The sequence below is a fragment of the Nonomuraea candida genome (assembly GCF_000725485.1).
GTDB lineage: Bacteria > Actinomycetota > Actinomycetes > Streptosporangiales > Streptosporangiaceae > Nonomuraea > Nonomuraea candida.
Map to the genome: position 1 here is coordinate 360,926 of NZ_JOAG01000004.1, position 23,987 is coordinate 384,912.

The 23,987-nt window shown below is 73.5% G+C and carries 23 protein-coding genes; 14 read left to right on the forward strand and 9 right to left on the reverse strand.

The window, feature by feature from the left end; translation table 11 throughout:
- Positions 1 to 19: 19 nt before the first annotated feature.
- The 3 genes from IO39_RS03470 to IO39_RS03480 form a co-directional block, all read right to left on the reverse strand.
- The gene (locus tag IO39_RS03470; protein ID WP_043615584.1) at positions 20 to 1,030 is read right to left on the reverse strand and encodes a chemotaxis protein CheB; all 1,011 of its coding nucleotides are present in this window, start codon (positions 1,028 to 1,030) and stop codon (positions 20 to 22) included.
- A 112-nt stretch (positions 1,031 to 1,142) separates the two neighbouring features.
- The gene (locus IO39_RS03475; RefSeq protein WP_043615586.1) at positions 1,143 to 1,916 is read right to left on the reverse strand and encodes an STAS domain-containing protein; all 774 of its coding nucleotides are present in this window, start codon (positions 1,914 to 1,916) and stop codon (positions 1,143 to 1,145) included.
- A 111-nt stretch (positions 1,917 to 2,027) separates the two neighbouring features.
- Positions 2,028 to 3,602 (reverse strand): IucA/IucC family C-terminal-domain containing protein, encoded by a 1,575-nt coding sequence (locus tag IO39_RS03480; protein WP_043615588.1) that lies wholly within the window; start codon positions 3,600 to 3,602, stop codon positions 2,028 to 2,030.
- 81 nt (positions 3,603 to 3,683) lie between these two features.
- Here IO39_RS03480 and IO39_RS03485 point away from each other — a divergent pair, with 81 nt between their 5' ends.
- Positions 3,684 to 5,423, forward strand: a complete 1,740-nt coding sequence (locus IO39_RS03485; protein ID WP_052422394.1) for an IucA/IucC family C-terminal-domain containing protein — start codon at positions 3,684 to 3,686, stop codon at positions 5,421 to 5,423.
- Positions 5,424 to 5,508: 85 nt separating this feature from the next.
- Here IO39_RS03485 and rfaE2 read toward each other — a convergent pair whose 3' ends face one another.
- A complete protein-coding gene (gene rfaE2 / locus IO39_RS03490) occupies positions 5,509 to 6,924 on the reverse strand; it encodes a D-glycero-beta-D-manno-heptose 1-phosphate adenylyltransferase (RefSeq protein WP_043615590.1) in 1,416 nt (471 codons plus the stop codon).
- Between the two features lie 84 nt (positions 6,925 to 7,008).
- Between rfaE2 and IO39_RS03495 the strand changes: the two genes are divergently transcribed.
- The 7 genes from IO39_RS03495 to IO39_RS03525 all read left to right on the forward strand — a co-directional run bounded on the left by IO39_RS03495 (position 7,009) and on the right by IO39_RS03525 (position 12,422).
- A complete protein-coding gene (locus IO39_RS03495) occupies positions 7,009 to 7,824 on the forward strand; it encodes a glycosyltransferase family 2 protein (RefSeq protein WP_043615592.1) in 816 nt (271 codons plus the stop codon).
- Entirely contained in the window at positions 7,821 to 8,885 is a 1,065-nt protein-coding gene (locus IO39_RS03500) for a glycosyltransferase family 9 protein (RefSeq protein WP_043615593.1), read from the forward strand. Before IO39_RS03495 ends, IO39_RS03500 begins: the two co-directional genes overlap by 4 nt.
- Complete coding sequence (locus IO39_RS03505; RefSeq protein ID WP_157547853.1) at positions 8,882 to 9,211, forward strand: hypothetical protein; 330 nt, start codon at positions 8,882 to 8,884, stop codon at positions 9,209 to 9,211. Before IO39_RS03500 ends, IO39_RS03505 begins: the two co-directional genes overlap by 4 nt.
- Before the next feature lie 90 nt (positions 9,212 to 9,301).
- The gene (locus IO39_RS03510) at positions 9,302 to 9,811 is read left to right on the forward strand and encodes a SigE family RNA polymerase sigma factor (protein ID WP_043615899.1); all 510 of its coding nucleotides are present in this window, start codon (positions 9,302 to 9,304) and stop codon (positions 9,809 to 9,811) included.
- Entirely contained in the window at positions 9,808 to 11,016 is a 1,209-nt protein-coding gene (locus IO39_RS03515; protein ID WP_052422395.1) for a WD40 repeat domain-containing protein, read from the forward strand. The genes IO39_RS03510 and IO39_RS03515 overlap by 4 nt, the downstream gene beginning before the upstream one ends.
- 45 nt (positions 11,017 to 11,061) lie before the next feature.
- Positions 11,062 to 11,640, forward strand: a complete 579-nt coding sequence (locus IO39_RS03520; RefSeq protein WP_043615597.1) for a TetR/AcrR family transcriptional regulator — start codon at positions 11,062 to 11,064, stop codon at positions 11,638 to 11,640.
- 20 nt (positions 11,641 to 11,660) lie between these two features.
- A complete protein-coding gene (locus IO39_RS03525; RefSeq protein ID WP_043615599.1) occupies positions 11,661 to 12,422 on the forward strand; it encodes an SDR family NAD(P)-dependent oxidoreductase in 762 nt (253 codons plus the stop codon).
- 67 nt (positions 12,423 to 12,489) lie between these two features.
- Here the strand turns inward: IO39_RS03525 and IO39_RS03530 are convergent, their stop codons facing one another.
- Positions 12,490 to 13,365, reverse strand: a complete 876-nt coding sequence (locus IO39_RS03530; protein ID WP_043615602.1) for an NAD(P)-dependent oxidoreductase — start codon at positions 13,363 to 13,365, stop codon at positions 12,490 to 12,492.
- 244 nt (positions 13,366 to 13,609) lie between these two features.
- On the opposite strand from IO39_RS03530, the gene IO39_RS03535 reads away from it, so the two are divergent.
- Both IO39_RS03535 and IO39_RS03540 read left to right on the forward strand, forming a co-directional pair.
- Positions 13,610 to 14,410, forward strand: a complete 801-nt coding sequence (locus tag IO39_RS03535) for a helix-turn-helix domain-containing protein (protein WP_052422396.1) — start codon at positions 13,610 to 13,612, stop codon at positions 14,408 to 14,410.
- Positions 14,397 to 14,621, forward strand: a complete 225-nt coding sequence (locus IO39_RS03540; RefSeq protein ID WP_043615605.1) for a DUF397 domain-containing protein — start codon at positions 14,397 to 14,399, stop codon at positions 14,619 to 14,621. The genes IO39_RS03535 and IO39_RS03540 overlap by 14 nt, the downstream gene beginning before the upstream one ends.
- 39 nt (positions 14,622 to 14,660) lie before the next feature.
- Here the strand turns inward: IO39_RS03540 and IO39_RS03545 are convergent, their stop codons facing one another.
- Positions 14,661 to 15,509 (reverse strand): LysR family transcriptional regulator, encoded by an 849-nt coding sequence (locus IO39_RS03545; RefSeq protein WP_043615609.1) that lies wholly within the window; start codon positions 15,507 to 15,509, stop codon positions 14,661 to 14,663.
- Positions 15,510 to 15,579: 70 nt separating this feature from the next.
- On the opposite strand from IO39_RS03545, the gene IO39_RS03550 reads away from it, so the two are divergent.
- Positions 15,580 to 16,791, forward strand: a complete 1,212-nt coding sequence (locus tag IO39_RS03550; RefSeq protein ID WP_245641783.1) for an MFS transporter — start codon at positions 15,580 to 15,582, stop codon at positions 16,789 to 16,791.
- 98 nt (positions 16,792 to 16,889) lie between these two features.
- On the opposite strand, the gene IO39_RS03555 is transcribed toward IO39_RS03550, so the two are convergent.
- A complete protein-coding gene (locus tag IO39_RS03555; RefSeq protein ID WP_043615611.1) occupies positions 16,890 to 18,488 on the reverse strand; it encodes a golvesin C-terminal-like domain-containing protein in 1,599 nt (532 codons plus the stop codon).
- A gap of 203 nt (positions 18,489 to 18,691) precedes the next feature.
- Here IO39_RS03555 and IO39_RS03560 point away from each other — a divergent pair, with 203 nt between their 5' ends.
- The 3 genes from IO39_RS03560 (at position 18,692) to IO39_RS03570 (ending at position 23,188) form a co-directional block, all read left to right on the forward strand.
- A complete protein-coding gene (locus tag IO39_RS03560) occupies positions 18,692 to 20,689 on the forward strand; it encodes a family 10 glycosylhydrolase (RefSeq protein ID WP_043615615.1) in 1,998 nt (665 codons plus the stop codon).
- Between the two features lie 54 nt (positions 20,690 to 20,743).
- Positions 20,744 to 21,886, forward strand: coding sequence for a sensor histidine kinase (locus IO39_RS03565; protein ID WP_157547855.1), 1,143 nt, complete (start codon positions 20,744 to 20,746; stop codon positions 21,884 to 21,886).
- 114 nt (positions 21,887 to 22,000) lie between these two features.
- Positions 22,001 to 23,188 carry a monooxygenase gene (locus IO39_RS03570; RefSeq protein WP_043615618.1) on the forward strand — a complete coding sequence of 396 codons (1,188 nt, stop codon included), beginning with the start codon at positions 22,001 to 22,003 and terminating at the stop codon, positions 23,186 to 23,188.
- A gap of 79 nt (positions 23,189 to 23,267) precedes the next feature.
- On the opposite strand, the gene IO39_RS03575 is transcribed toward IO39_RS03570, so the two are convergent.
- Both IO39_RS03575 and IO39_RS52220 read right to left on the reverse strand, forming a co-directional pair.
- A complete protein-coding gene (locus IO39_RS03575; RefSeq protein WP_043615621.1) occupies positions 23,268 to 23,681 on the reverse strand; it encodes a hypothetical protein in 414 nt (137 codons plus the stop codon).
- A gap of 117 nt (positions 23,682 to 23,798) precedes the next feature.
- On the reverse strand, positions 23,799 to 23,984 hold the full coding sequence (locus tag IO39_RS52220) for an ABC transporter permease (protein WP_043615624.1): 186 nt from the start codon (positions 23,982 to 23,984) through the stop codon (positions 23,799 to 23,801).
- Between the last annotated feature and the right edge of the window lie 3 nt (positions 23,985 to 23,987).

Consider the following 23,987-nt stretch of genomic DNA (forward strand, 5'->3'; position numbering starts at 1 on the left):
GTACGCCCACGGGCCGTGCTCAACTCGTCAGCAGCGTGTCACCGTTGCGACCGATGCGGGATTGCAGCATGCGAATGGTGTTCAGGGCGTCGCGGGTGCGTTCCTCCTCCTCGTGGAGATACCGCATCGACACGCTCTGCCCCCGCTCCTCGGCCGCGCGGTGCATGCGGTCGAGCACCCGCAGCCGCTCCTCCAGCCGCTGGATCGCCACCCACAGGGCCCGCTCGACCGCGTCGGACTGGGCACTGATCATGCTGTCCCCGGACCAGGCGTGGCCGACCCGGCAGACGTAGCGCTGCGTGGTGGCGTTCTTCTGCTCGTAGATGGGGCCGTTGCACTCGGGACAGCTGAAGGCGATCAGCTCGCCCCCGGGCTCGCCCAGCCCCGGCACCTCCCGCAGGAACTGCTCGATCTCGCGCCGTATGTCGTCGTCGTGCACGCGGCCCTCCCCGTTGACGGGGGTTCGGCTCTGCCGCAGGATCCATCCGGCGAGCTCGCGCACGGGCAGCGCCGGCGCTCCCGGCACCGCCCTCATGGCGGCTCCGGGCATGCCCGGGAAGGCGCACTCCGCGGGTTCCTGCACGGCGACCGCGCCCCCGTACCGGTCGATCGCCTCGCAGCCCTTCGCCCCGTCGTCCAGCGCCCCGCTCAGCACCACGGCAGCCGCGCGCGGTCCCGCGTCCAGTGCCGCGCTCATGAACAGCGGGTCGGCCGCCGGGCGGTGCCCGTTGTGCCGTGGGCCCCGCGACAGGCGGACCCTGCCGTCGCTCACGAGCAGGTGGAAGTCGGGACGCGCGACGTACACGCGGCCCGGGCGCACGGTCTCCTTGTCCTCGGCAGGGAACGCCTTGAGCGGGCCCGCCCGGTTCAGGATGTCGGCCAGCACGCTCTTGCCCCGGGGCGGCATGTGCAGGACCACCAGCACCGCGGCGGGCAGATCGGCGGGCAGCTCGCTCAGCAGGGCGCGTAGCGGCTCGACACCGCCGGCCGAGGCGGCGGTCACGACCACGTCACGTCCGGCTGTCCCCATGACCCTCCCCCTGTCCGGAGGAGAGGAGATCATGCGTCTTCCTTCGCTTTCCGGAAGGACGGAAGCCCTTTCCGGAAGGACGGAAGCCCTTTCCGGAAGGACGGAAGCCCTTTCAGGAGGGACGGAAGGGCGCCGGGGCCGCTCGGACGGGGACCAGGGCGGCACGCGCGTCCGCGAGGCTGGTGCGCAGGGCCCGCAGGCTGTCGTCGCACCGTTCGCGGGTGGCGAGCAGCAGCGAGCGGGACTCGGTCGTGACGCGGAGCCGGTGCAGCATGGCCTGGTGCTGGCGGGCCGTGTGCTCGCGCAGCGCGCGCGCCTCGTGGATGACCGTCGGCAGCGTGACCGTCGGCAGCGTGACGGGCTGCGGCGGGGGCGGGGCGGCGGCCTGCCGCGCCGGCGTGCCCGTCTCGCGAGGCGCCGGCATCTCCTGAGACGCCCGGAGGCGTCCGGCGGTCTGCGCGCCGGACACGCGCCGCATGCGCGGCAGGTGGCGGCGTGTGACCATCACCGCCGCGGGCGTCTGGTACGCCTCCACCCCCGCGGCCGCGAGGGCCTCGGGCATGCTGGAGTAGACCGGGAGCATCTCGTGGGAGTGCTCGGTCATCAGCGCGATGAGGCGGCGCAGCGCCGGCCGCACCTCCGCCAGCCCGAGCCGGCCGCCCTTCTCCTGGAGGGCCCGATGGGTGCGGGCGAGCTGGTCGAGGCCGTTCAGGTCGCAGAACCAGAGGTCGCCCGCGGCCACGAGCACGTGCTTGACCGCGGTGCGCGGCAGCGGATCGAGGAACGCGGCCAGCACCGGCCGCGTCGTCGAGTCCAGCTCGCCCGTCAAGGCGATCACCAGCGTGGTGTCGTCGACGGGCACCAGCCGCACGGACAACTGCATCATGGTGAGCCCCCTCCTCCGGCGGGGCGCGCGTTCGGGGACTGGCGCGCCGACAGATTTCCGGCTCGGACCCATCCTCTCTCTCCGCCGCGCAAAGGGCCAGGCGATTCGGAATCAGGCGGGCTCGCGGACGGTGAGGGGGTTGGGCAGGCTCGTCCAGCGGTCGCCCGGCGGGGCGCCCTCCAGCCGGGCGAGCAGGTGGGCCTTGGCCGGGATCCGCTCCGCGAAGAGGGCCTCCCGGTCGGCGCGCGCGTCCGGGCCGGCGGGCAGCGCCTCGAACGCGTGGCGGGCGGCGGCGGCCACGACCTCCCAGAGTCCGGACTCGGCGGCCCGGTCGCCGCGCCCGAAGAGCGCGACCAGGCTGCCGAACGTGGTGCCGAGCAGCGAGCCGAACAGCTTGGCGCGCAGGGCCGCGGGGTCGTCGGTGAGCAGCCGGGCGCTGACCGGCGGGACCTCGATCCCGTGGCGGGCCAGCCTGGCGGGGCTGATCCTGACGTCGGCCAGGTCGCGGTAGACCAGCCGGCACGGCAGGCCGTCGCCGTCGAGCGCGACCACCAGGTTCTGGCCGTGCGCCTCCATCGCCACGCCGAGCGACAGCAGGCCCAGCGCGTTCGTCAGGGCCAGGCGGGCGAAGGCGGCCAGCCAGGCGGCCGGGTCGCGCGCCGTCTCCGGGGTGAGCGCGGCCACGGGCAGCACGGTGCCCGCCGCCCTGATGCCCGCCTCCCCGGTATCCGGTTCCCCGGCGGGCTCGCGGAGCAGGACCGACAGGTCGGCCGTGTGCTCGCCGTCCACCGCGCCGGCCGCCCCGGCCAGGTAGCGGGCGATGCGCAGGCCGCCGCCGCAGCGCCGCGCCACCGTGGTGAGCAGGTCGGACAGGGCGACGCAGTCGCGTACCGAGCCGGGGGAGATGTCCCTGACGCCCGAGGTCATGCGGGTGGTGAAGGCCGTCTTGAGATGCGCGCCGCCGCCGATCGGGGCGAGCGTGCGCACGGACATGAGCGGCCGGGCCGGCAGGGCTCCGGTGGCGTACGGGCGCAGCCCCAGGCGGGGCAGGACGTGCCGGGTCTGCCAGGGGTGCACGGGCAGCAGCAGCCGGTCGCCGTCCATGAGGGAGGCCGGCCACGGGCCCGTGACGAGGCAGTCGCGGGCCGGCAGCGCCAGCAGGTCGAGCAGGACGGTGGGGCGGTGCTCGGGCATGTACGCGAGCTGCTCGGCCACCGAGACGCCCGGCCGGTTGCGGCAGCCCGGATGGTAGGGATGGCCGTCCACCACGCTCTGCTCGTGGTCCGCCAGCGTGCCGCCGGTCCTGGGCGCGGCGTTCGCGCGGGAGAGCGCCAGCGAGGCCACGCTGTTGTCGAGCTCCTCGACCAGGCCGCCGGTGCCGGGCAGGGCGAGGGCGGCCAGCAGCTCCGCCGGGTGGGTGTGCGGGCGGCCGTCCAGCCGCAGCACCGGCGTCTCCCCGACGTCGTACGCCCTGCGCTCCGGCCCGCTGAGCACGCGCCCGTCCGCCAGCCGCACCCGGCCGCCCTCGGCCCGCGCCAGCCCGGGCAGCGGCTCGTACAGCAGCCCCCGCCACAGGCGGCCCATGACGGCGGCACGCGCGCCGGGAAGTGCCGCGGCGTAGGCGGCGGACAAGCCGGGACGGACGTGAGCCACCTCCTTCGCGAACTCCTCCTCCATCCGCCTCATTGATCCCACCTTTTCCATGAACTCCCCCTATAGCTACCCTGTGGGGCACCAATGGGGACAAAGGGTAGGAGTACGGTCGCCATGGCACTGACGGACGACCTCCTCCCGCCCCTGGGGACGGAGCTGCGGGAGGCCGATGCCCTCGCGACGACGGCGCTGCTGAACTGCCTGATCAGGGAAGTGGCCCGGCCCGCCGGACCCGAAGGGCTCCCGGGTCCGGGACCGTCCGCCGGGCCGGGGGAGCCGGCCGGGTTCGGGGAGTCTGCCTGGCCGAGGAAGTCTGCCTGGCTCGGGGAGCCCGCCGGGTTCGAGGGGTTCGCCGGGTCTGGGGAGTCCGCCGGGTCTGGGAAGCTTGCCGGGTCTGGTGAGTCCGCCGGGCGCGGCGTCTTTCTGCTGCCCGCGACCGGTCACGTCCTGCGCGTCGGTGGCACGCGCCACCCCGCCGCGCCCGCCCTGCTCACCCCCGAGGGCTGGTGCCCGCTGCCGCTGCCCGAGCTGGTCGCGCTGACGGCCGCCGAGCTGCGCGCGGGCACCGGGGCCGGCAACGACGCGCTGCCCGCCGAGATCCTCGACAGCCGGGACGTCACGGCCGCCCTGCTGGCCGCCAGGCGGGCCGCCGCGCCGCCCGCGGACGCGTACCTGCGCTCGGAGCAGGCGCTCGTCGCCGGCCACCGCCACCATCCCGCGCCCAAGACCCGGGGCGGCGCCGGGCCGGGGTCGTGGCTGCGCTACTCCCCGGAGGCGCGGGCGAGCTTCCCGCTGCCGCTGCTCGGCGTGCCCGCCGGGGACCTGGTGCAGGAGGGCGATGTGAGCGCCCTCGACCGGCTCGGCGGCCCGCCCGGCGACGGCCTCGCGCTGCTGCCCGCCCATCCCTGGCAGCTGGAGCTGCTCGGCGGGCCGCGGCACGACCGGCTGCGCCGCCTGGGCGTCACGACGGTCATGGCGGTGCCCACCGCCTCGATCCGCACGGTCTACCTGCCGGAGGTGGACCTGTTCTGCAAGTTCAGTCTGGACGTGCGGATCACGAACGACGTGCGCCGCCTGTGGCTGCACGACCTGCGCCGGCTCACGGCCGTCGCGGAGCTGGTGGACGGCGTCTTCGACGACCTGCCCGATCACCTGCCCCGGCCGGCCGTGCTGCGCGACCGCGGCTGGCGCGGCGCGGAGCTGGACGGGGACGGGGGCGAGGGGCTGGCCGTGATCGTCCGCGACGGGCTGCGCGAGCGGCTGCGGCCCGGGACGACCGCGCTGCTGGCGGCGGGGATCAGCGAGGGCTTCACCGGCAACCCGCTCGACGGGCTGGACGAGGACACGGCGCTGCTGTGGTGGCAGCGCTACCTGGAGCACGTGGTGCCACCGGTCCTGCACGCGTACCTGCACCACGGGGTGGTGCTCGAATGCCACCTGCAGAACGTGCTGGTCGCGGTGGACGCGTCCGGGCTGCCGGCGCAGGCGCTCTACCGCGACTACGAGGGCGTCAAGCTGGTGGCCGAGCGGCATCCGTGGCCGGGTGGGCCCGTGCTGGAGCGGCGGCGGGCGTGGGAGCGGCTCGTGTACTGCCTGCTGACCAACAACCTGTGCGAGATCGCCGGGGCCGTGGCCGAGCGCCATCCCCGGGTGCGTGCCGAGATGTGGGCGCGGGCCAGGGCCGTGTTCGCCGGGGCGGCCAAGGAGCACGGGGACCCGGACGAGCTGCGCGAGCTGCTCGCGGCGGCGTACATCCCGGCCAAGGCCAACCTGCTGCTGCGCTGGCTGGAGGCGGACGGCGCGGCCATGCGCTGGGTGCCGATCCCCAATCCGCTGCGGCCGCCCGGCTCCTGAGCCGCGGCCCGCCGCTCGCGCCCTTCTGAGGTCCCGGTCCGCTGCTCGCGCCCTCCTGAGGCCCCGGCCCGGGCGGGCGCGAGTCTCAGGGCAGTGAGCGCATGCGGCCGATGATGGCGGTGGTCGAGCGGTCGGGCAGGTAGCCGAGCACCCGCACCTCGCCGCCCAGCGAGCGGACCAGCGGCGCCTCGGGGAGCATCTCGGCGGTGTAGTCGCCGCCTTTGACGTACAGCTCGGGGCGGATCATCCTGAGCAGCCGTTCCGGGGTGTCCTCGTCGAACTCGGTCACGTAGTCCACGTCGTTCAGCGCGGCCAGCACCGACATCCTGTCCTCGCAGGAGTTGACCGGCCGGCCGGGGCCCTTCAGCCGGGCCACGCTGGCGTCGCTGTTCACCGCCACCACCAGCACGTCGCCGAGCTGGCCCGCCTGCTCCAGGTAGGTCACGTGGCCCCGGTGCAGCACGTCGAAGCAGCCGTTGGTGAACACCACCCGCTCGCCCCTGCGCCGGTGCTCGTCCAGGAGCTGGGCCAGGCGCTCGGGCGTCTGCACGGTGCCCTCCTGGCGGCGCAGGGCGCGCAGCAGGTCGTAGCGGGTGCACACGGCCGTGCCGGGGCGGCGTACGACGACGCCGGCCGCCGCCTGCCCCGCCTCCGCGGCCTCCTCGGGCGCCGCCCCGCCCGCCAGCCAGAGCGCGAACGCCGCCGTGTAGGTGTCGCCCGCGCCGGTGGCCATGTGCTGGGGCGCGGGCTGGGCGTAGGTCCGATACGGCGGATGGCCGCTCCGGTGCAGCAGCGTGCCCTCGCCGTCCAGCGTGGTCACCACCATGCGCGCGCCGGTCAGCTCCAGCACCCGCGCCGAGTGGGCCATCAGGTACGCCGGCCGGTCGGCCGCCCCGTCCCCGCCGCCCAGCAGGCGTACGACCTCGGCGTAGTTCGGCAGCACCGCGGCCGGCGCGCACTCCCGCCAGGGCGCCACCCCGTGCGCGTCCACCACCAGCAGGGGCAGCCCGCTCAGCGCCCGCCGCACCGCCGGGGTGCACACGCCGCCGCCGTAGTCGCAGGCCACCACCACGTCGGCGCCCGCCACGACCGCCGACACCCGCTCCAGCAGCTCCCGCTCGGCCTGCTCGGGGAGCGGGGCGACGTCCTCCTCGTCGTAGCGGGCGGTGAGCTGCCCGCTGGTGACCAGCCGCCGCTTGTGCGCGGTGCGCCGCCCCGGCACGGTCACCAGGTCGACGCCGACGCCCATCAGGCGCAGCGCCTGCACCAGCGCGTCCCCGCAGTCGTCGTCGCCCACGACGCCGACGAGCCGGACGCGCGCCCCGAGCGCCACCAGGTTGGCGGCCGTGTTGGCGGCCCCGCCCGGGGCGTCCTCGGTCGCCTCCAGGTTCATCACGGGCACGGGCGCCTCCTGGGCGAGGCGTTTGGCCGAGCCGTGCAGCCACGAGTCGAGCATGACGTCGCCGACGACCACGGCGTTGATGACCTCATCTGTGCCCATGAGAAGCGAGTACCTGCAAAAGGCCAGCTCAAACCCCACATTCCGGAAGTTACGGGCGGTAGGTCCCGGGGTAGCCCGGCGGCTATGCACGGCCCCGCAGAACTCGATGTGCTCGTCCCGACCAGGGACCGCCCGGCCGCGCTGGCGGTCACGCTGGCGGGGCTGGCGGCCCAGGGCGCGCGCGGCTTCCGGGTGGTGGTCTCCGACCAGTCGGAGGTGCCGGCGACCGGGGACCCGCTGGTGGCGAGCGCCCTCAGGATCCTGGAGCACCGCGGCCATCCCGTGGAGCTGCTGCGGCACGTGCCCGCCCGCGGGCTGGCCGAGCAGCGGCAGTTCCTGCTGGAGCAGGCCGGGCGGCGCTGGTGCCTGTACCTGGACGACGACGTGTGGCTGGAGCCGGACGCGGTCGAGGTGCTGCTGGCGGCGATGGGCGAGCTGGGCTGCGGCTTCGTGGGGTACGGGCTGCACGGCCTGTCCTACCGGGACGACCGGCGGCCCGAGGAGCTGGCGCCGTACGAGGAGTGGGAGCGCGACGTGTGGCCCGAGCGGGTGCGCAGGGGGAGCCCGGCCTGGCGGCGGCACACCCTGCACAACGCGGCCAACCTGGTGCACCTCGCCGAGCGGGCCGGGGCGCGGGGGGACTGGCGGGCGTACAAGGTGGCCTGGATCGGCGGCTGCGTGCTCTACGACCGGGCGCGGCTGGTGGAGTGCGGGGGGTTCGAGTTCTGGCGTACGGTGCCGCGCGCCCACGCGGGCGAGGACGTCGTCGCCCAGCTTCGCGTGATGGAGCGCTACGGCGGCGCGGGCCTGCTGCCCAGCCGCGCCTACCACCTGGAGCTGCCCACCACCGTCACCGACCGCAGCGCCGAGTGCTACGACTACGTCTTGGAGCGGCGATGAACGGGCTCGTGGGGGACGTGCGCCGGATCGCCGTGCTGCGGGCCAACGCGCTCGGCGACTACCTCATGGCCGTGCCGGCGCTGGAGGCGCTCAAGCGGGCCTACCCCGGCGCGCACCTGACGCTGCTGGGCACCGCCTGGCACGCCGCGTTCCTGGCCGGGCGTCCCGGGCCGGTGGACGAGGTGGTGGCGCTGCCGCCGATCTCGGGCATCTCCACCCGGGAGACCGGGCACCGGGCCCCCGACGGGTTGTGCGAGGAGCTGCGGGCCAGGGAGTTCGACCTGGCGGTGCAGATCCACGGCGGCGGGCGCTTCTCCAACCCGTTCATCCGCAGGCTGGCGGCCCGGGTGAGCGCGGGGCTGCGCGCGCCGGGGGCGGAGCGCCTGGACCGGTGGGTGCCGTACACGGACTACCACCACGAGACCCTGCGCTTCCTCCAGGTGGCGGCGCTGGTCGGCGCGGGCGGCGGCGGGCTGGAGCCCCGGGTGGCGGTCACCCCCGCCGACCGGGCGGAGCTGGCCCGCGCCCTGGGCAGCCCGCCGCCCGGGCTGGTCGCCGTGCACCCCGGCGCGACCGACCCGCGGCGGCGCTGGCCGGTGGACCGCTTCGCCGCGGTGGCCGACCTGACCGGCCGCCCCGTGGCCGTGACCGGCACGCGGGAGGAGAAGGACCTGGTGATGGGCGTGGTCGAGGCCATGCGCCGGCCCGCCATCCCCGTCGTGGGCGCGCTCGGCATCGGCGGCCTGGCCGCCCTGTACGAGCGCTGCGACCTCGTCATCGCCAACGACACCGGCCCGCGCCACCTGGCCGGGGCCGTCGGCACCCCCACGGTCGCCGTCTACTGGTGCGGCAACCTCATCCAGGCCGGCCCGCTCAGCAGGACCGCGCACCGGCCGCTGATCTCGTGGACCACGGCCTGCCCGCGCTGCGGCGCGGACGGCGTGGACCCCGCCGCCGAACGGTGCCCGCACGACGAGTCATGGGTGCGCGACGTGTCGGTGGACATGGTGATGGAGCAGGCGAGAGATCTGCTCTCCGGACGTACGGAGGACCAGGCATGAGCGCGATGCTCGACGAGCTGCGGCAGGCCATCGACGAGGCGTTCGCGGGCCGCGAGCGGGTCACGATGCGGGAGGTGTACTCGCAGGCCTCTCGGCACGTGAACCTGTCCGCGGACCTGCTGACGCATCTGAACGAGCTGCCCGAGGGCGCCTACGACAAGCGGGAGCTGACCGAGGCGGTCAACGAGGTGATCACCCGCAGGGGCGAGCAGGACACCCTCGGGCTGCTGGAGGTGCCCCGCCAGGTCCCGCACGAGCCTCCGGGCCCGCCCAGGAGCCAGCCCATCCGGCCCGACGACGACGAGGGCCCCGACCTCATGAGATGACGCGCATGAGGTGACACGCATGAGGTGACACGCATAGCGGGAGCCGCCGGGGGCGTCTGAGAGGGTGACGTCGATTCCCTGGAGGTGACCGTGGACGCCGCGGACGAGCAACGGTTCCGCGAGTTCGTCGACGCGCGAGCTCCCGCACTCATGCGGCTCGGGTTCCTGCTCACCGGCGGTGACCAGCACGCGGCCGAGGACCTGGTGCAGACCGCGCTGGCGAAGCTGGCGGCCCGATGGCGGCAGGTGGCCGCGCCCGAGGCGTACGCCAAGCAGATCATGTACCGGCAGCAGGTGAGCTGGTGGCGGGCGAGCACGCGGCGCGGGGAGGTGGTGCAGGCGAGCCCGCCCGACCGGGTGGCGCGCGACGCGCACCACCAGAGCGAGCTGCGCATGGTGCTGCGCGCCGCGCTGGCCAGGCTCACCGCCCGCCAGCGCGCGGTGCTGGTGCTGCGGTACTACGAGGACCTGCCGGAGCAGGAGATCGCCCGGGTGCTGGGCTGCTCCGTCGGCACGGTCAGAAGCACCGCGCACCGGTCGCTGGCCCGGCTGCGCGACCTCGCCCCCGAGCTGGCACAGGCACTGGAGGTGGCCACGTGACCCGACTGCTGCGCGAGACCATGGACGACTGGGCCGACGAGGCCCGGGTGCCGCCGGGGCTGGCCGACCGGGCGCTACGGAGGCGCGCCTGGAAGCCGTTCGGCGCGGCGGTGCTGGTGGCGGCGATGATCGCGGCCGTCGCCGTGTTCGTCACCGGCCAGCGGGGGCCGGAGCCGGTCGTGCGCCCGGCCAGCGGCATCATGCTGCCGCCCCGGCCGTCGCCCGCGCCGACGGACGTGCGTACCGACACCGAGAACGCGCCGCCGACCAGGTTCATCGCGGCCGGGAGGATGGCCGTGTCGGCCTACTACGTGACGCGCAGGGAGAAGCGGCCGGACGGGCGCGAGCAGGTGCGGCGGGTGTGGTCGCTGTACGATCCGCGCACCGACGGCTACGAGCGGACCCCGTACGCCTGGGTGGACGTCGCCCCCGGGCTGCAGGTCGCGGCGGTGCTCGAAGGCGACCTGCTCGGCAGGCGGCTCGGCGTGCTCGACCTGAACACCCGTCAGATGCTCGCCTGGTACGACCTGGAGCACCCGGTGGGGTCGGTCGCCTGGTCCCCGGACGGCACCAGGATCGTGGCCACCGCGTACTCCGACTTCCCCGACCTGCTGGAGGGCACGGGCGACCAGATCACCCAGCGCAGGGACGGCAGCCCGCGCACCGGCTACTACCTCATCGACGTCCCGGCGGGCACGACCGACTACCACGAGCTGGCGCCGCTGCCGACGATGTTCACCGGCGAGATGGACAGCGACGAGCTTGAGGGCAACGCCCGCCAGGACCTCGACTGGAGCCTGGACGGCAAGCTGCTCTGGAGCCCGACGAACACCAGGCCGGACCGCGTCTGGTACACCCTCGACGGGCAGCGCGCGCAGGCGCCCGAGGGGCAGACCTACGTCGGCTACTCGCGGATCTCGGCCGTCTCGCCCGACGGCCGCCGGGTGCTGGGTCCCGACGGGCTGCCCACGAGGATCACCGACGCCGCGACGGGCGAGGTGGCCGGGCGGCAGCGGGTGCTGCAACTGCACGCCTGGGCGGACGACGACAACGTCATCGCCCTGGGCTGCGCGGGCACGTGCCAGAACGAGTTCAGGAACGGCCTGGTGCTCGTCAGCGTGGACGGCTCCAGGATGACCCAGCTCGCCGCCAACAGCGACAGCGACAAGGAGGGCGCCTGGCGCTGGGTCCTGACCCCGAGATAAGCCATATCTAGACCGATCATTCCAGAACGTGCTAGGGTCCTCGGCGTGGCAAGGAGCAAGGAGTTCGACCCCGACGCCGCGCTGCAACAGGCGCTGGAGCTGTTCTGGGAGCGCGGCTACGAGGCGACCTCGATGGCCGACCTCGTGGCGCGGCTCGGCGTCTCGCGGGCCAGCATCTACGCGACGTTCGGCGGCAAGCGCGAGCTCTACCTGAAGGCGCTGGACCGCTACCTGGCGCAGCGCGACGTGGTCGGGGAGCTGTCCCGGCCCGGCCCCGCGCTGCCCGCCATCCGGTCCTTCCTCGACTCGTACGTCGCCGAATGCCTGGCCGACGAGCTGCGGCGGGGCTGCATGGTGGTCAACACGGCCGTGGAGTTCTCCACGCGCGACGCAGCCGTGCTGGCGAAGGTGGCGACGAGCTGGGCGGGGCTGGAGACGGCGCTGGCCGCCACGCTGATCAGGGCCCGCGCCCAGGGGGAGATCCCCGAGAGCAAGGACCCGCAGGCGCTGGCCAGGTTCCTGCTCGTGCTGCTGCAGGGACTGCGGGTGCTCGGCAGGGCCGACCCCGACCCGCGCCGCCTGCGCGACGCCGTCGCCCAGGCCATGTCCACCCTCACCATTTGAGAATGATTGGTCTAGAAAATATGTCAGGACGTTTTGCAGGCAAGGTCGCGCTCGTCACCGGTGCGAGCGGAGTCGTGGGCCGGGCGGCGGCGCTGGCGTACGCGCGGGAGGGCGCGGCCGTCCTGGTGGCCGGCCGCGACGACGCCAGGCTGGCCGAGGTCGTCAAGCTGATCGAGGAGAGCGGCGGGCGCGCCGGCGCGTTCCGGGTGGACATCACCCGCTCCGACGAGGTGGCCGCCATGGTGCACGCCGCGGTCTCCCGCTACGGCCGGCTCGACGTCGCCCTCAACGCGGCCGGCATCTTCGGCACGCTGGCGCCGCTCGCCGACTACGACGAGGACACCTGGGACGAGGTGCTGGCGGTCAACCTCAAGGGCGTCTACCTGTCGATGAAGCACGAGATCGCCCACATGCGCGCCCACGGCGGCGGGACCGTGGTCAACGTCTCCTCCAACCTGGGGGCGCACTGGCGGCTGGCCGGGGCGAGCGCCTACGCCGCCTCGAAGGCCGCCGTCAGCTCCCTGACCCGCGCCGCGGCCCGTGACCACATCGCCGACGGCGTACGCGTCAACGCCATCAGCCCCGGCCCGATCGACACCCCCATGTCGGCCCGGCCGGGGGAGACGCGCGAGGAGCGTGACGAGCGCATGAAGGACGCCCTCCCGATCGGCCGCGTCGCCACCCCGGAGGAGATCGCCGCGGCGGCCCTGTGGCTGTCGTCCCCCGACTCCAGCTTCGTCGTGGGCGCCGACCACGTCATAGACGGCGGCGCCACCGCCTGATTCCGTCGCCGTTGGCGGGTGTGCCCGCGCCGGACGGCTGAGGTCGTGGGGCGGGGCCGTGCGCTGGTCAGTTCTTCGGCTTCTTCAGGAGTTCGACGAGGCTGGAGAAGCTGTCGGTCGCGTGGCCGGCCTCCATGCCGCGCCGGAACAGGTCGGCCACGGCGGCCGGGAGGGCGGTGTCCACGCCCGCGTCGGCGTTGGTGTGCAGGACGTGCTCGACGCTGGCCATGCCCATGGCCAGGCGGTCGACGTCGCCGCCGTGCTCACCGGCGTCGATGCGCGCGGCGTAGAAGCTCAGGAAGTTCGGCATCGTGGCCATGGTCTCGGTGGCGTGCGGCAGGATGTCGGCCGCGGTGAGGCCGTTGGCGTCGGCGAGGGCGACGGCCTGCCAGTAGCTGAGCATCGACGTCCAGAACATCACCATGCCGATCTGGTAGAACAGCGCGGCCAGCCCCGGGTCCTCGCCCCGGTAGTCGGTGCCGGTCAGCGCTTCGAGGGTGGGCCGGTGGGTCTCGAAGGGCCCGCGGGGGCCGCTGTAGAAGGTGGACGACTCGGGCTTGCCGATCCCCGACGGCGGCACGGTCACCCCGCCGGAGAGCTGGACACCGCCGTGCCCGGCGACCCACTTCGCGCCCGCGCGGGTCTTCTCCGGGGTGTCGGAGCTGAGGTTGACCAGCACCCGCCCGGACAATGCGTGGGCCGCCGGTTCCAGCACGGTGTACATCGCGTCGTAGTCGGTCAGGCTCAGGATCACCAGCTCGTTGGCGGCCAGCGCCTCCTCGACGCTGCCGGCCAGCACCGCTCCCCGGGCGACCAGGGCGTCCGCGCGGGACGGGGTGCGGTTCCAGACGGTGACCGGGTGCCCCTTGTCGAGAAAGGCCTGAACCATGGCCTGCCCCATCGGGCCCAGCCCGATGACGGTCACGGACTGCTTGCCGCTCATATGAAGACCTCCGTGGTGGACGTGCCCGACAACACTAGAAAGAACGCTCTAGTTAGAGCGTGCCATGACCATAGCACAGACTGGAGCGAACGTTCTATCTAGGAGCGTGCGTCAAGGCACAAGAGTCAGAACTCGTTGTCCCCGAGCACTTACCAGGGTGGCGTTCCGCGGCTACTTTGTAATGGCCGCGTCACCGTCCGTGTCCGGACGGATGGGTGGCGGTGTTCGGAGGGGCGTGAGATCCATGGCCGAGGACGGGCAGAAGTACGGCGAGATCCTCAAGAAGGCGCGCGATTCCGCGCACCTGTCGCAAAGGGCCCTGGGCGAGCTGCTGTCGTGCAGCGAGAGCCTGGTCGGGCTGATCGAGCGCGGCAAACGCAAGCCGACCAAGCAGTTCACGCTCGCCGCCGAAGCCGCCCTGGGCCTCGACGGCGAGCTCTTCGAGCTCCTGCCCAACACCACGGTCATGACGGTGCCGAAGTGGTTTCGCGAATGGCCGAGAGCGGAGGAACGCGCGCACACCATCCGGACCTGGCAGCCCCTCGTGGTGCCGGGCCTTCTCCAGACCGCCGGCTACGCCCGGGCCGTTCTCGGCGCCTGGCCTCACGCCACCGACGAATGGGTCGAGGAGGGCGTCGAAGCGCGGCTCAAGAGGCAGGCCGTGTTCGATCGCGGCGAACCGCCGGTGTACCGGGCGCTGATCGACGAATGCGTGCTCCTCCGGCCGGTCGGGGGAAACGGCGTCATGCGCGACCAGCTACGGCACCTGCTGCGGATGGCCGAGCGGCCCAACATCTCCATCCAGGTCGTCCCTCTGGATGTGGGGGCGACGGTCGGTGTGCTCGGGGCCTTCTCGCTCGCCCAGGGTGACGGCATGTCCGATCACGTGTACCTCGAAGCGGCCGCGCAGCCGAAAGTGTCTGTCCACCAGGAGACGGTGAGGCGCATCGACGGCACGTATGACGCGATACGCGAATGGGCACATCCGGTCCACATGAGCCGGCGTCTGATGCGTGAGGTGGTGGCGCGGTATGAAGATCGATGACGAGCTGCGTGCCGAGCTGGACAGTGCCCGGTGGGTCAAGTCCCCGCTTTCCGGTCCCAACGGGGGAGACTGCCTTTATGCGGCCAAGCTGAGTGGTGACCGCTACGCGATCAAGGACTCCGAGCAGCCGGACGTCCCTCCGATGGTCCTGCGGGGCGGCGTCTTCCGGGCCTTCGTGGCAGGCGCGAAGCTCGGGGAGTTCGACTTCTGAAGTGGTGGCCCGCCGGCCGGGACGGGTGGCGGCGCGGTTCTATGAGGCGAGGGGCGACGGGGCCAGCGTGCGGGTGGCGAGTTCCACGAGGCGGGCCACCAGGGGATGGGCGTCTCGGGGCGGCGCGACGATCATCAGGGGCACCGGGGGCGCGTTCTTGAGCCTGATGTAGCGGATGTCCGGATGGGAGTATCGCCGCACCGACTCGGGCGCCACCCCCACGCCGTGCCCGGCGGCCACGGCCTCCACCCATTCGTCGAAGTTGTCGGCGGTGCAGCAGATGCTGGGGGCGCGCTCCTGTGACCAGAGGTCCGGCGTGGTGGTGCCCGTCACGGTGTTCGCGACGAGTGGCCAGTCCGGCAGTTCGGCCCAGTCGAGCACGCGCCGCCTGGCCAGCGGCAGGCCCCTGGCCACCGCGGCCACCCTGGCCTCGTTCCGCAGCAGGCGACCGTGGGGATGGTGGCCGTGGAGCACGGCCACGTCGCAATCACCCCGGTCGAGCCCGGCCATCGGCGCGTCCCGGCGCACCAGCCGGACCCGCGCGCCGGTCAGCGACTCGAACGCCTGGCTCACCGCCGGCCAGCCGTCCGGGAGCAGCCAGGTGAAGCCGAGCCGCACCAGGGAGTCGGCGCAGGGGGCGCGCAGTGCTTGCTCCAGGCGCGGCAGCAGGATGCCGAGCTCCTCGTGCAGCCGGCGGCCTTCGGGGGTCAGCGTGACGCGCCGCGTCGTGCGGTCGAACAGGCGCGCACCGACCGCCTCTTCGAGTGCCCGCACCGTACGGGAGAGCACCGGCTGCCCCACGCGCAGGCGGTCGGCCGCGTAGGAGAAGCCGCCTTCGTCGGCGACGGCCAGGAAGGCCCGCAAGTGCCGCAGCTCAACCCCATTCATGTCACACAAGCATAAATCTAGGTCACAACGCATTTCTCTTCGGCTCTGCCGGTTTCCTACGCTCCGCCGCATGATGCGAAAGGTTCTGGTTCTCGCCATGGGCGCCTTCGTCCTCGGCCTGGACGCGTACGTGATGGCGGGATTGATGCCGGTGATGGCCGGCGACCTGCGAACGACGATCCCGGTGGTCGGCCAGACGGTGACCGCCTTCACCCTCGCGTACGCGATCGCGGCGCCGCTGTTCGCCGGCGTGCTGGCCACCGCACGCACCAGGACCGTCCTGGTGGTGGCGCTGGCCGTGTTCACCGTGGCCAACGGCCTGACGGCGCTGTCGTCGTCGCTGCCGTTGCTGATGGTGGTGAGGGCGCTCGCGGGCGCGGGCGCCGGGTTGTACTCCTCGCAGGCCAGCGTGGCCGCGGCCGAGCTGGTGCCCGCCCAGGCGCGAGGTCGTGCCCTCGGTCTCGTGATGGGCGGGATGAGCGCGGGCACCGTCCTGGGCGTGCCGCTCGGGGTGCTGCTCGCCGAGCAGGCGGGCTGGCGGGCGACCATGTGGCTGATAACGGCGCTGGGCGCGGCGGTGACGGTGGGAGTCCTGGCGTGGCTGCCGCAAACGCAGGGCGGGCCGGTGGCGTCCGTCAAGGAGCGGCTGTCCGTGCTGGTCGAGCGGCGGACCGCGGCCGTGGCGGCGGTGTCGTTCCTGGCCGCGGTGGCCAGCCTGGGGCTCTACACCTACTTGGCGCCGGTGCTGGAGGACGCGGGCGGCGTCCGCGGCGTGGCGCCCTACCTCTGGGTGTGGGGGATCGGCGGAGTGCTCGGCAGCCTGGCCGTGGGCCCGGTCGTCGATCGGCTCGGCCGCACGTACGGGCTGGTCGTCGCCCTCTTGGGGGCGTTGCTGCTCGCCCAGGCTCTGATGCCGGTGCTCGCCCGGATCGCCGCCCCGGCCGCCGCGGTGCCGCTGCTGGTGTGGGGCGCGGTCGGCTGGGCGCTGCAAGTGCCCCAGCAGCAGCGGTTGCTCCACCTGGGCGGGCAGCGGCGTGGCCCGACCGCCGTGGCCCTGAACAACTCGGCGCTCTACCTCGGCAGCTCCGTCGGCTCCGGGCTGGGCGGGGTGGCCATCTCGGCGGGGCTCGCGCCGGCGGCCCTGCCCTGGGCGGCCGCGGCGGTGGCCGTGTCCGCCTTGCTGACCCAGGTCCTGGTGGTCGGCCGCGAGACCACCGCGGTCGCGTCCGGCGATACCACTGTCGCGTCCGGCGATACCACCGTCGCGTGCCGGACCAGGTAGACGGACCCGGCCGGGAGGGGCGTGGCGGGCGTTCGAGAGGGGGCACGCAGGGCCCGCGCCCGGGAGGGGTGCGGGCGCGGGCCCTGCGGGAGGAGGGGTCAGATTCTGCTGATGCGGACCGCGTCGGCGATCACGTAGCCGGTGCCCGAGGTCCAGCGGCTCACGCCGACCACGTTCTGGGTGCCGGCGTTGAGCGCGAAGGTGCCGATGGCGCGCCAGGCGCCGCCGCCCGAGCGCTGGTCGACGAAGACGGTCTGGTTGCCGCCCGACGCCGCCACGATGTACGGCGCCGAGCTGTTGTAGCCGGGGTCGGCCGGATACCAGACCTCGACCCGGTAGTTGCCGGCGCTGGGGATCGTGGCCGAGTACCACGCCGGGTCGCTGGCGGCGACCGGGTCGGCGAAGCGGTAGTCGGCGCCGTGGCGCTGGCTGGAGTAGGTGGAGGTGCCCCAGTTCGCGCTGGCGGTGAACTGGCCGGCGGTGGTGTTGTCGACCGTGGTCTGCCACGTCGGCGTGCCGCCACCGGTCACGTAGTTCATGAACGTGGTCCAGTTGAAGTGCGGCCCGGGGTCGGTGTGGGTGGCGCCGGGCACTTCGTTGTGGCCGATGACGCCGGTACGGGTCTTCGGGATGGCGTACTTGTCGCACAGGTGCCGCACCAGCGCGGCGGCGGAGCGGTACATGGCGTCGGTGAACCACGAGGCGTCGCTGACGTAGCCTTCGAGCTCGATGCCGATCGACCGGTTGTTGTAGGTGGAGTTGCCGGCGTGCCAGGCCACGTCCTTGTCGCGGACCATCTGGGTGACGGCGCCGTTGGAGGACTTGATCACGTAGTGGGCGGAGACGTTGGCGCTGGGGTTCTGGAACCAGGAGATCGTCCCGGCGTAGGAGCCCTGCGCGACGTGCATGACCACGCGGTCGATGTTGTAGCTGGTCTCGCGGTTGGAGACGCGGTAGTTGCCGGAGTTCGCGGCGACCCAGGCGGCCGGCGGGTAGTCCTGGCTGGCGATGGCGGCCTGCGCCTCCGCCTGAGCCTCGGCCTGCCGCTCCGCCTGCCCCTCGGTCTGCTCCGTGGAGCGGGCGTTCAGGTCACGGGTCTTGGCGTACGCGCCGCGGTCGGCGGTGACCTCCTGCGGCTCGACCTTGACGCCGCGCAGGTCGATGCCGAGGCCGAGCTGTTCGTAGACGGCGTCGGCGTACAGGCGGGCCAGCTCGGGGGAGGCGGCGTTGCCGTACCTGGCGACGGCCTCGTACCAGCGGCCGGGGTCCTTCCTGGCCGCCTCGTCGAGGCCCAGCACGTCCGCGTGGGCGCGCAGCACGGCCGCGCCGCCGAGGACGTTGGCCGCGTCGTCGGACTTGAGCCGGTCGGCGGGCAGCCCGGTCAGCTCGGCGGCCTTCTCCAGCGAGCGGGTGGTGGGGTTGCTGACCAGGTGCATCACGCCGTAGCCGCCGCTGGCGCTGGGCTCGCCGTTGTGGCCGTCGAGGTGGGTCTCGGCGTAGGCGAGGGCGACGAGCAGGTCACGGGGTACGTCGTGCGCGGCGGCCGCCTTGGCGAAGGCCGCCGACAGGGGGGACTCCTTGACCACCGTCACCGCCGGGGACGTCTGCGACCAGGCGGGCTGGGCGGCGGCGATGGGGAGGAGGAGGGTGAGGGTCGAGGTGGCGAGGGCTGCTAATCGCGTGCGGGCGAGAGTCATGGGGGGCTCCTCGTTCACAGGTGTGACGGCAGCACGCTACGGCAATCTTCTGACTGATGTCGATAATTGACATTACTTCTGAGTTAAGTGAAACTTCTCGTCCCCCAAGGGGTTCCCGGGGGGTAGGGGGCCGGAGGGGCGGGGTCCTCCGATGTTTGTGAAGACTATTGCGCTTTGTGGCGGATGCGCTGAAACTTCCCTTCGTGACCGCGCTTCCGCGTACCGTCCTCGCGGCGCTCACCGCCGTGCTCGTCGCCGCGCTCGTCAGTCCCCTCACCCCCCACCCCGCCGCCGCCTCGACCCACGCCGCCACCGCCGTCCCCGTGTCCACGGCCGCCTGCGCCGTCGATCCGGCCACCCCCAAGCGGCAGCTCAGAGCCATGTGGATCTCCTCGGTCGCCAACATCGACTGGCCCAGCCGCACCGGGCTCGGCGTGGCGGCGCAGCAGGCCGAGTTCCGCGCCTGGCTCGACCTGGCCGTGGCCAAGCGCATGAACGCCGTGATCGTCCAGGTCAGGCCGACGGCCGACGCGTTCTGGCCCTCGCCGCACGAGCCCTGGTCGCAGTGGCTGACCGGCACCCAGGGCGGCAACCCGGGCTACGACCCGCTGGCCTTCATGGTCGCCGAGGCCCACGCCCGGAACCTGGAGTTCCACGCCTGGTTCAACCCGTACCGGATCGCCAACCACGACGACGCGTCCAGGCTGGTGGCCACGCATCCGGCGCGGCGCAACCCCGGCTGGCGCTTCGCCTACGGCGGGAAGCTCTACTACAACCCGGGCATCCCCGAGGTCCGCGACTTCATCCAGGACGCGATGATGGACGCCGTCACGAAGTATGACGTGGACGGCGTGCACCTCGACGACTACTTCTACCCGTATCCGGTGAGCGGGCAGAGCATCCCCGACTCCGCCACGTACGCCCGCTACGGCGGCTCGTTCCCCGATATCGCCGACTGGCGGCGCGACAACGTCAACCTCCTCGTCCGGGAGCTGGGGCAGCGCATCCACGCGGCCAAGCCGCACGTGTCGTTCGGCATCAGCCCGTTCGGCATCTGGCGCAACGCCGGCACCGACCCGCTCGGCTCGCGCACGTCGGGGCTGCAGTCGTACGACGCGATCTACGCCGACAGCCGGCAGTGGGTCAAGCAGGGCTGGGTGGACTATCTCGCGCCGCAGATCTACTGGCACCTCGGCTTCTCCACCGCCGCCTACGAGGTGCTCACCGCATGGTGGGCGGACGTGGTCGCGGGGACCGGCGTGCAGCTCGTCGTCGGGCAGGCCGCCTACCGCGCGGGCGCCTCGGGCCAGGAGGCCGCCTGGCAGGACCCGGCGGAGCTGAGCGATCACCTGTACGACAACCGCAAGCATCCCGAGATCGTCGGCGACGTCTACTTCAGCGCCAAGGACGTCAAGGCCGACCGGATCGGGGCGTTCACCAGGGTCGTCAACGCGCACTACACCAGGCCCGCGCTGTTGCCCGCGCGCGGCCAGGCCGCCGCCCCCGCCGCGCCGGCGATCACCTCGGCCACCCGCGGGACGAGTGGCGTGCAGCTCGCCTGGACCGGCTCCGCCACGTCGTACGCCGTCTACCGGGTGGGCGGCGCCCCGTCCGCGGCCGACCCGTGCTTCTTCGCCGACGCCCGCAACCTGCTCAGGATGACCAGGCAGAAGACGTTCACCGACACGACGACCGCCACGGGCTCGGCGTACACCTACTACGTGACCGCGCTCGGCCGCACCCACCAGGAGAGCGCGCCGAGCGCGGGCCGGACGGTGGGCGCCGGCGGCGGCGCGTTCAGCGTGGTGATCGACAACGCGGACGCCGGGTTCGCGGCCGGCTCGTCCTGGGGCACCTCGACGTACTCGGCGCAGCCGCACGGGACCGACTACCGCTTCGCCGAGCCGGTCGCGGCCAGCGACCCGGCCTGGTTCCGCGCGACGGTGCCCAGTGCCGGGAGTTACCGGGTGGAGGTGTGGTATCCGGCCAACGCCGGGTACAACAGCGCGACGCCGTACATCGTGGCGGCCTCCGGCGGCAACCGGACGGTCACCGTCGATCAGCGCACGGGCGGCGGGGCCTGGCGGGACATCGGGACGTTCAGCCTCGACGCGGGCACGTACAACGTGGTCGGGGTCAGCCGCTGGACCTCCGCCACCGGCTACGTCATCGCCGACGCCGTCCGCGTCACGAAGCTGTGACCGGCTACCCGATCAGGGGTGGGCAGGCACGGCGGGTGATCGTACGATGAACCGGTGGACGGTGCCCGCCCGCGGCTGCTCGACGCCGTCGCTGTCCTGGTCGCGGCAGGTCTGACGCCGACGACCGGTTATGCGGGCGGTCCTGGTGCGGTGGTCCTGCTGGCGGGGGCGCTGTCGCTGCTCTGGCTGCGCAGGGCGCCGCTCGTCGTCGCCTGGATCACCGCCGGCACCGCGCTCGCCCTGCCCGTGCTGTCCGCCCTGCTCGCCGTGCCGCCGGGCGCCGCCGGTGCGCCGCCGCCGGGTGGCGCGGTGGTGGCGCCCGCGGGCCTGCTGCCCTCCGGTGACGCGCCGATCTGGCCGCCCGCGGCGCCGTTCGCCGCCTACGGCGTGATGGTGTTCGCGGCCGACCGCCGCCCGCTGGCCCGCCGGCTGCCGGTGATCGTGCTCGCCTTCGCCGTCCTGCTCCTGTCCGACCGGGGCGCGCTCATCGCCCGCACCGAGGCGGTGATCGCGCTGGCCGTGATGTACGGCCTGTACGTCTCCGTCCGCGAACGCCTCCGCGCCGAGCTGGCGGAACGTTCCGAACGGGTGGAGCGCGAGCGGCTGGCGGGCGAGATGCACGACGTCGTCACCCACCGGGTCAGCCGCATGGTGCTCCAGGCCGGCGTGCTGGCCCTGTCGGCCGGCGACGACAAGGCCAGGGCGGTGGCCGAGGACATCAGGGCGACCGGCTGCGAGACGCTCGACGAGCTGCGCCACATGGTGGCCCTGTTACGCCGTGGCACCGGCGAGGGGTTCGACCTGGGGCTGCCCATGCCGGACCTGCGGCCGCTGGTGATCGACTCGGCCAGGGACGGGCTGCCCGTGGAGCTGTCCGTGGACGGCACGCCGGTGCCGGTGCCGGGGACGGTGGGGCGGACGGCGTACCTGGTGGTCGACGCGGCGCTGGCCAACGTGCGCAAGCACGCGCCGGGGGCGGACGCCCGGGTCCAGGTCCGTTACGTGAACGGCACCGTACGCGTCACCGTGCGCAACACCGCCGGCCTGCCGGACGCCTGGGTCACCGCCGCCGGCCCCGCCCTGAGCCTGCCCGACCTGCGGGCCCGGGTGGAGCTGGCCGGCGGCACGCTGGAGAGCGGGCCGACGGCGAACGGCGGCTTCCGCGTCGAGGCCAGCTTCCCGACCTCCCCGCCCTGAGCCCGGCGGTCCCGGCAGCGACCTGGGTGTGATGATCGGGGTCATCCCCGGGAAGTATGCGAAGCATCCCGGGGAAGGATGCCGGCCGGCCCTTCCCGCGCGAGTGTGGAAGGCATGAACAGACCTGCCCGCACGGCCGCCCTGGTGGTCGCGGCCGTCCTGCTCGCCTCCTGCGGCGCGCCCTCGCCCGCCGCCCCGCCCGCCCCAGCCGAATCCGGACACCAGGCCCACGGGACCGGCCGGCCGACGCCCTCGGAGTCCGGCCACACGGCCCACCGGACCGGGCGGCCGGCGCCCGCGGCCACCCCGCTGCGCCCGGGTGAGAGGTTCGTCAACCTCACCATGCCCCGGCCGTACGAGCCGGGGCCGCCCAACGGCGGCACCGACGACTACCGCTGCTTCCTCGTCGACCCGGGGCTGACCGGCCGCGTGTCCCTCACCGGTGCCCAGTTCCAGCCGCAGAACACCGAGATCGTGCACCACGCGATCTTCTTCAGGGTCCGCCCCGAGCAGGTGGAGCAGGCCCGCCGCCACGACGAGCGCACCCCCGGCCAGGGCTGGACCTGCTTCGGCGACGCCGGCATCGGCGACGCCTCCTGGGTCGCGCACTGGGCCCCGGGCACCAACGAGACGCTGCTCGACCCGGAGTACGGCTACGACCTGCCCCCGGGCAGCCGCCTGATCATGCAGGTGCACTACAACCTGCTCGGCGTGCGGGGCGAGCCCGGCACCGACCGCTCCGGCATCCGCCTGCGGGTCACCGACCGGCGGCTGGAGCCCCTGGAGACCGCGCTGTTCTTCGCCCCCGTCGAGCTGCCCTGCACGCCGCGCGAGTCCGGCCCGCTGTGCGACAGGGAAGCGGCCGTCAAGGACGTCGGCAGGCGGTTCGGCGAGGACAGCAGGACCCAGGTGAAGCTGCTGGAGAAGTACTGCGGCCCGGTCCGGCCGGGCGCCACCCAGCACTGTGACGTGCCCGTCAGGTCGCCCTTCACGGTCCACGCGCTGGCGGGCCACATGCACCTGCTCGGCCGGGCCATCAAGGTCGAGCTGAACCCGGGCACCCCGAAGGCCAGGACGCTCCTCGACGTGCCCGCGTACAACTTCGACGACCAGTCGCTGCGGCCGCTGCCCGCCCCGGTCAAGGTCGCCAAGGGCGACGTCGTACGCGTCACCTGCACCCACGACGCCGGCCTGCGCGCGCTGCTGCCGCAACTGCGCGACACCCCGCCCCGCTACGTCGTCTGGGGCGAGGGCACCAGCGACGAGATGTGCCTGGGCATCGCCATCTCCTCGGCCGCGTGATCAGGGGCAGTCAGCCGCCGTAGACGACCGACAGGAAGCGCACCAGCACCGCCTCCCGCTTCGCCCGCCGGGCCTGCCGTCAGTCCGGGGCCCAGTACTTCTCCATGATCTTGTCCAGCTCGCGCACCACCGGCCGCCACGTCGGGGGCAGGTCGTAGACGCCGGCCCGCCGCTTGCCGTATGCCAGCGTGTACTTGATGAAGTCCGCCCCCTGCGGAGCCCGCTGCGACCGGCCGAGCTTCAGGTGCCCCAGGTGGCCCCGCAGCCTGCGCTTCTCCTTGGCGGTCAGGCACTTGCCGACCGTCGGCCCCGTACGCCGGCTGAGCCGCACGCACCCGTTGCCGTAGACGGTCACCCGGTCGTTCAGCCCCGCGAAGCCGCCCTCCTTGCGCAGCTCCACGAGCACCTGCCGCGGCGCGACCTCCGCCTGCGCCGGAACCATGGATGTGCTCAGCGCCGGCACGAGCCCGGCCAGGAGCACGATTCGCCACATCCTCATGCCCCTTTGACGTAATCGCCCCCCGATCGGCTCACGCTCCGCGCGCCCGGCCGGCCGCTCGCGCATCCCCTGCGGCAGAGCGCACCCGGCTCAGCGCAGCGCGCACCCGGCTCAGCGCAGCGCGTCCACGGGCTCCATCCGGGCCGCGCGCAGCGCCGGGTAGAGCCCGGCCAGCAGCCCGACCAGGGCTCCCGCGACCGGCGCGGCGAGCGCCAGCCGCACGTCGAGCAGCGGTGTCCGCTGCTTGACGGCCGAGACCGCGACGACCGCGACCACCCCGAGGCTCGCGCCGATCACGCC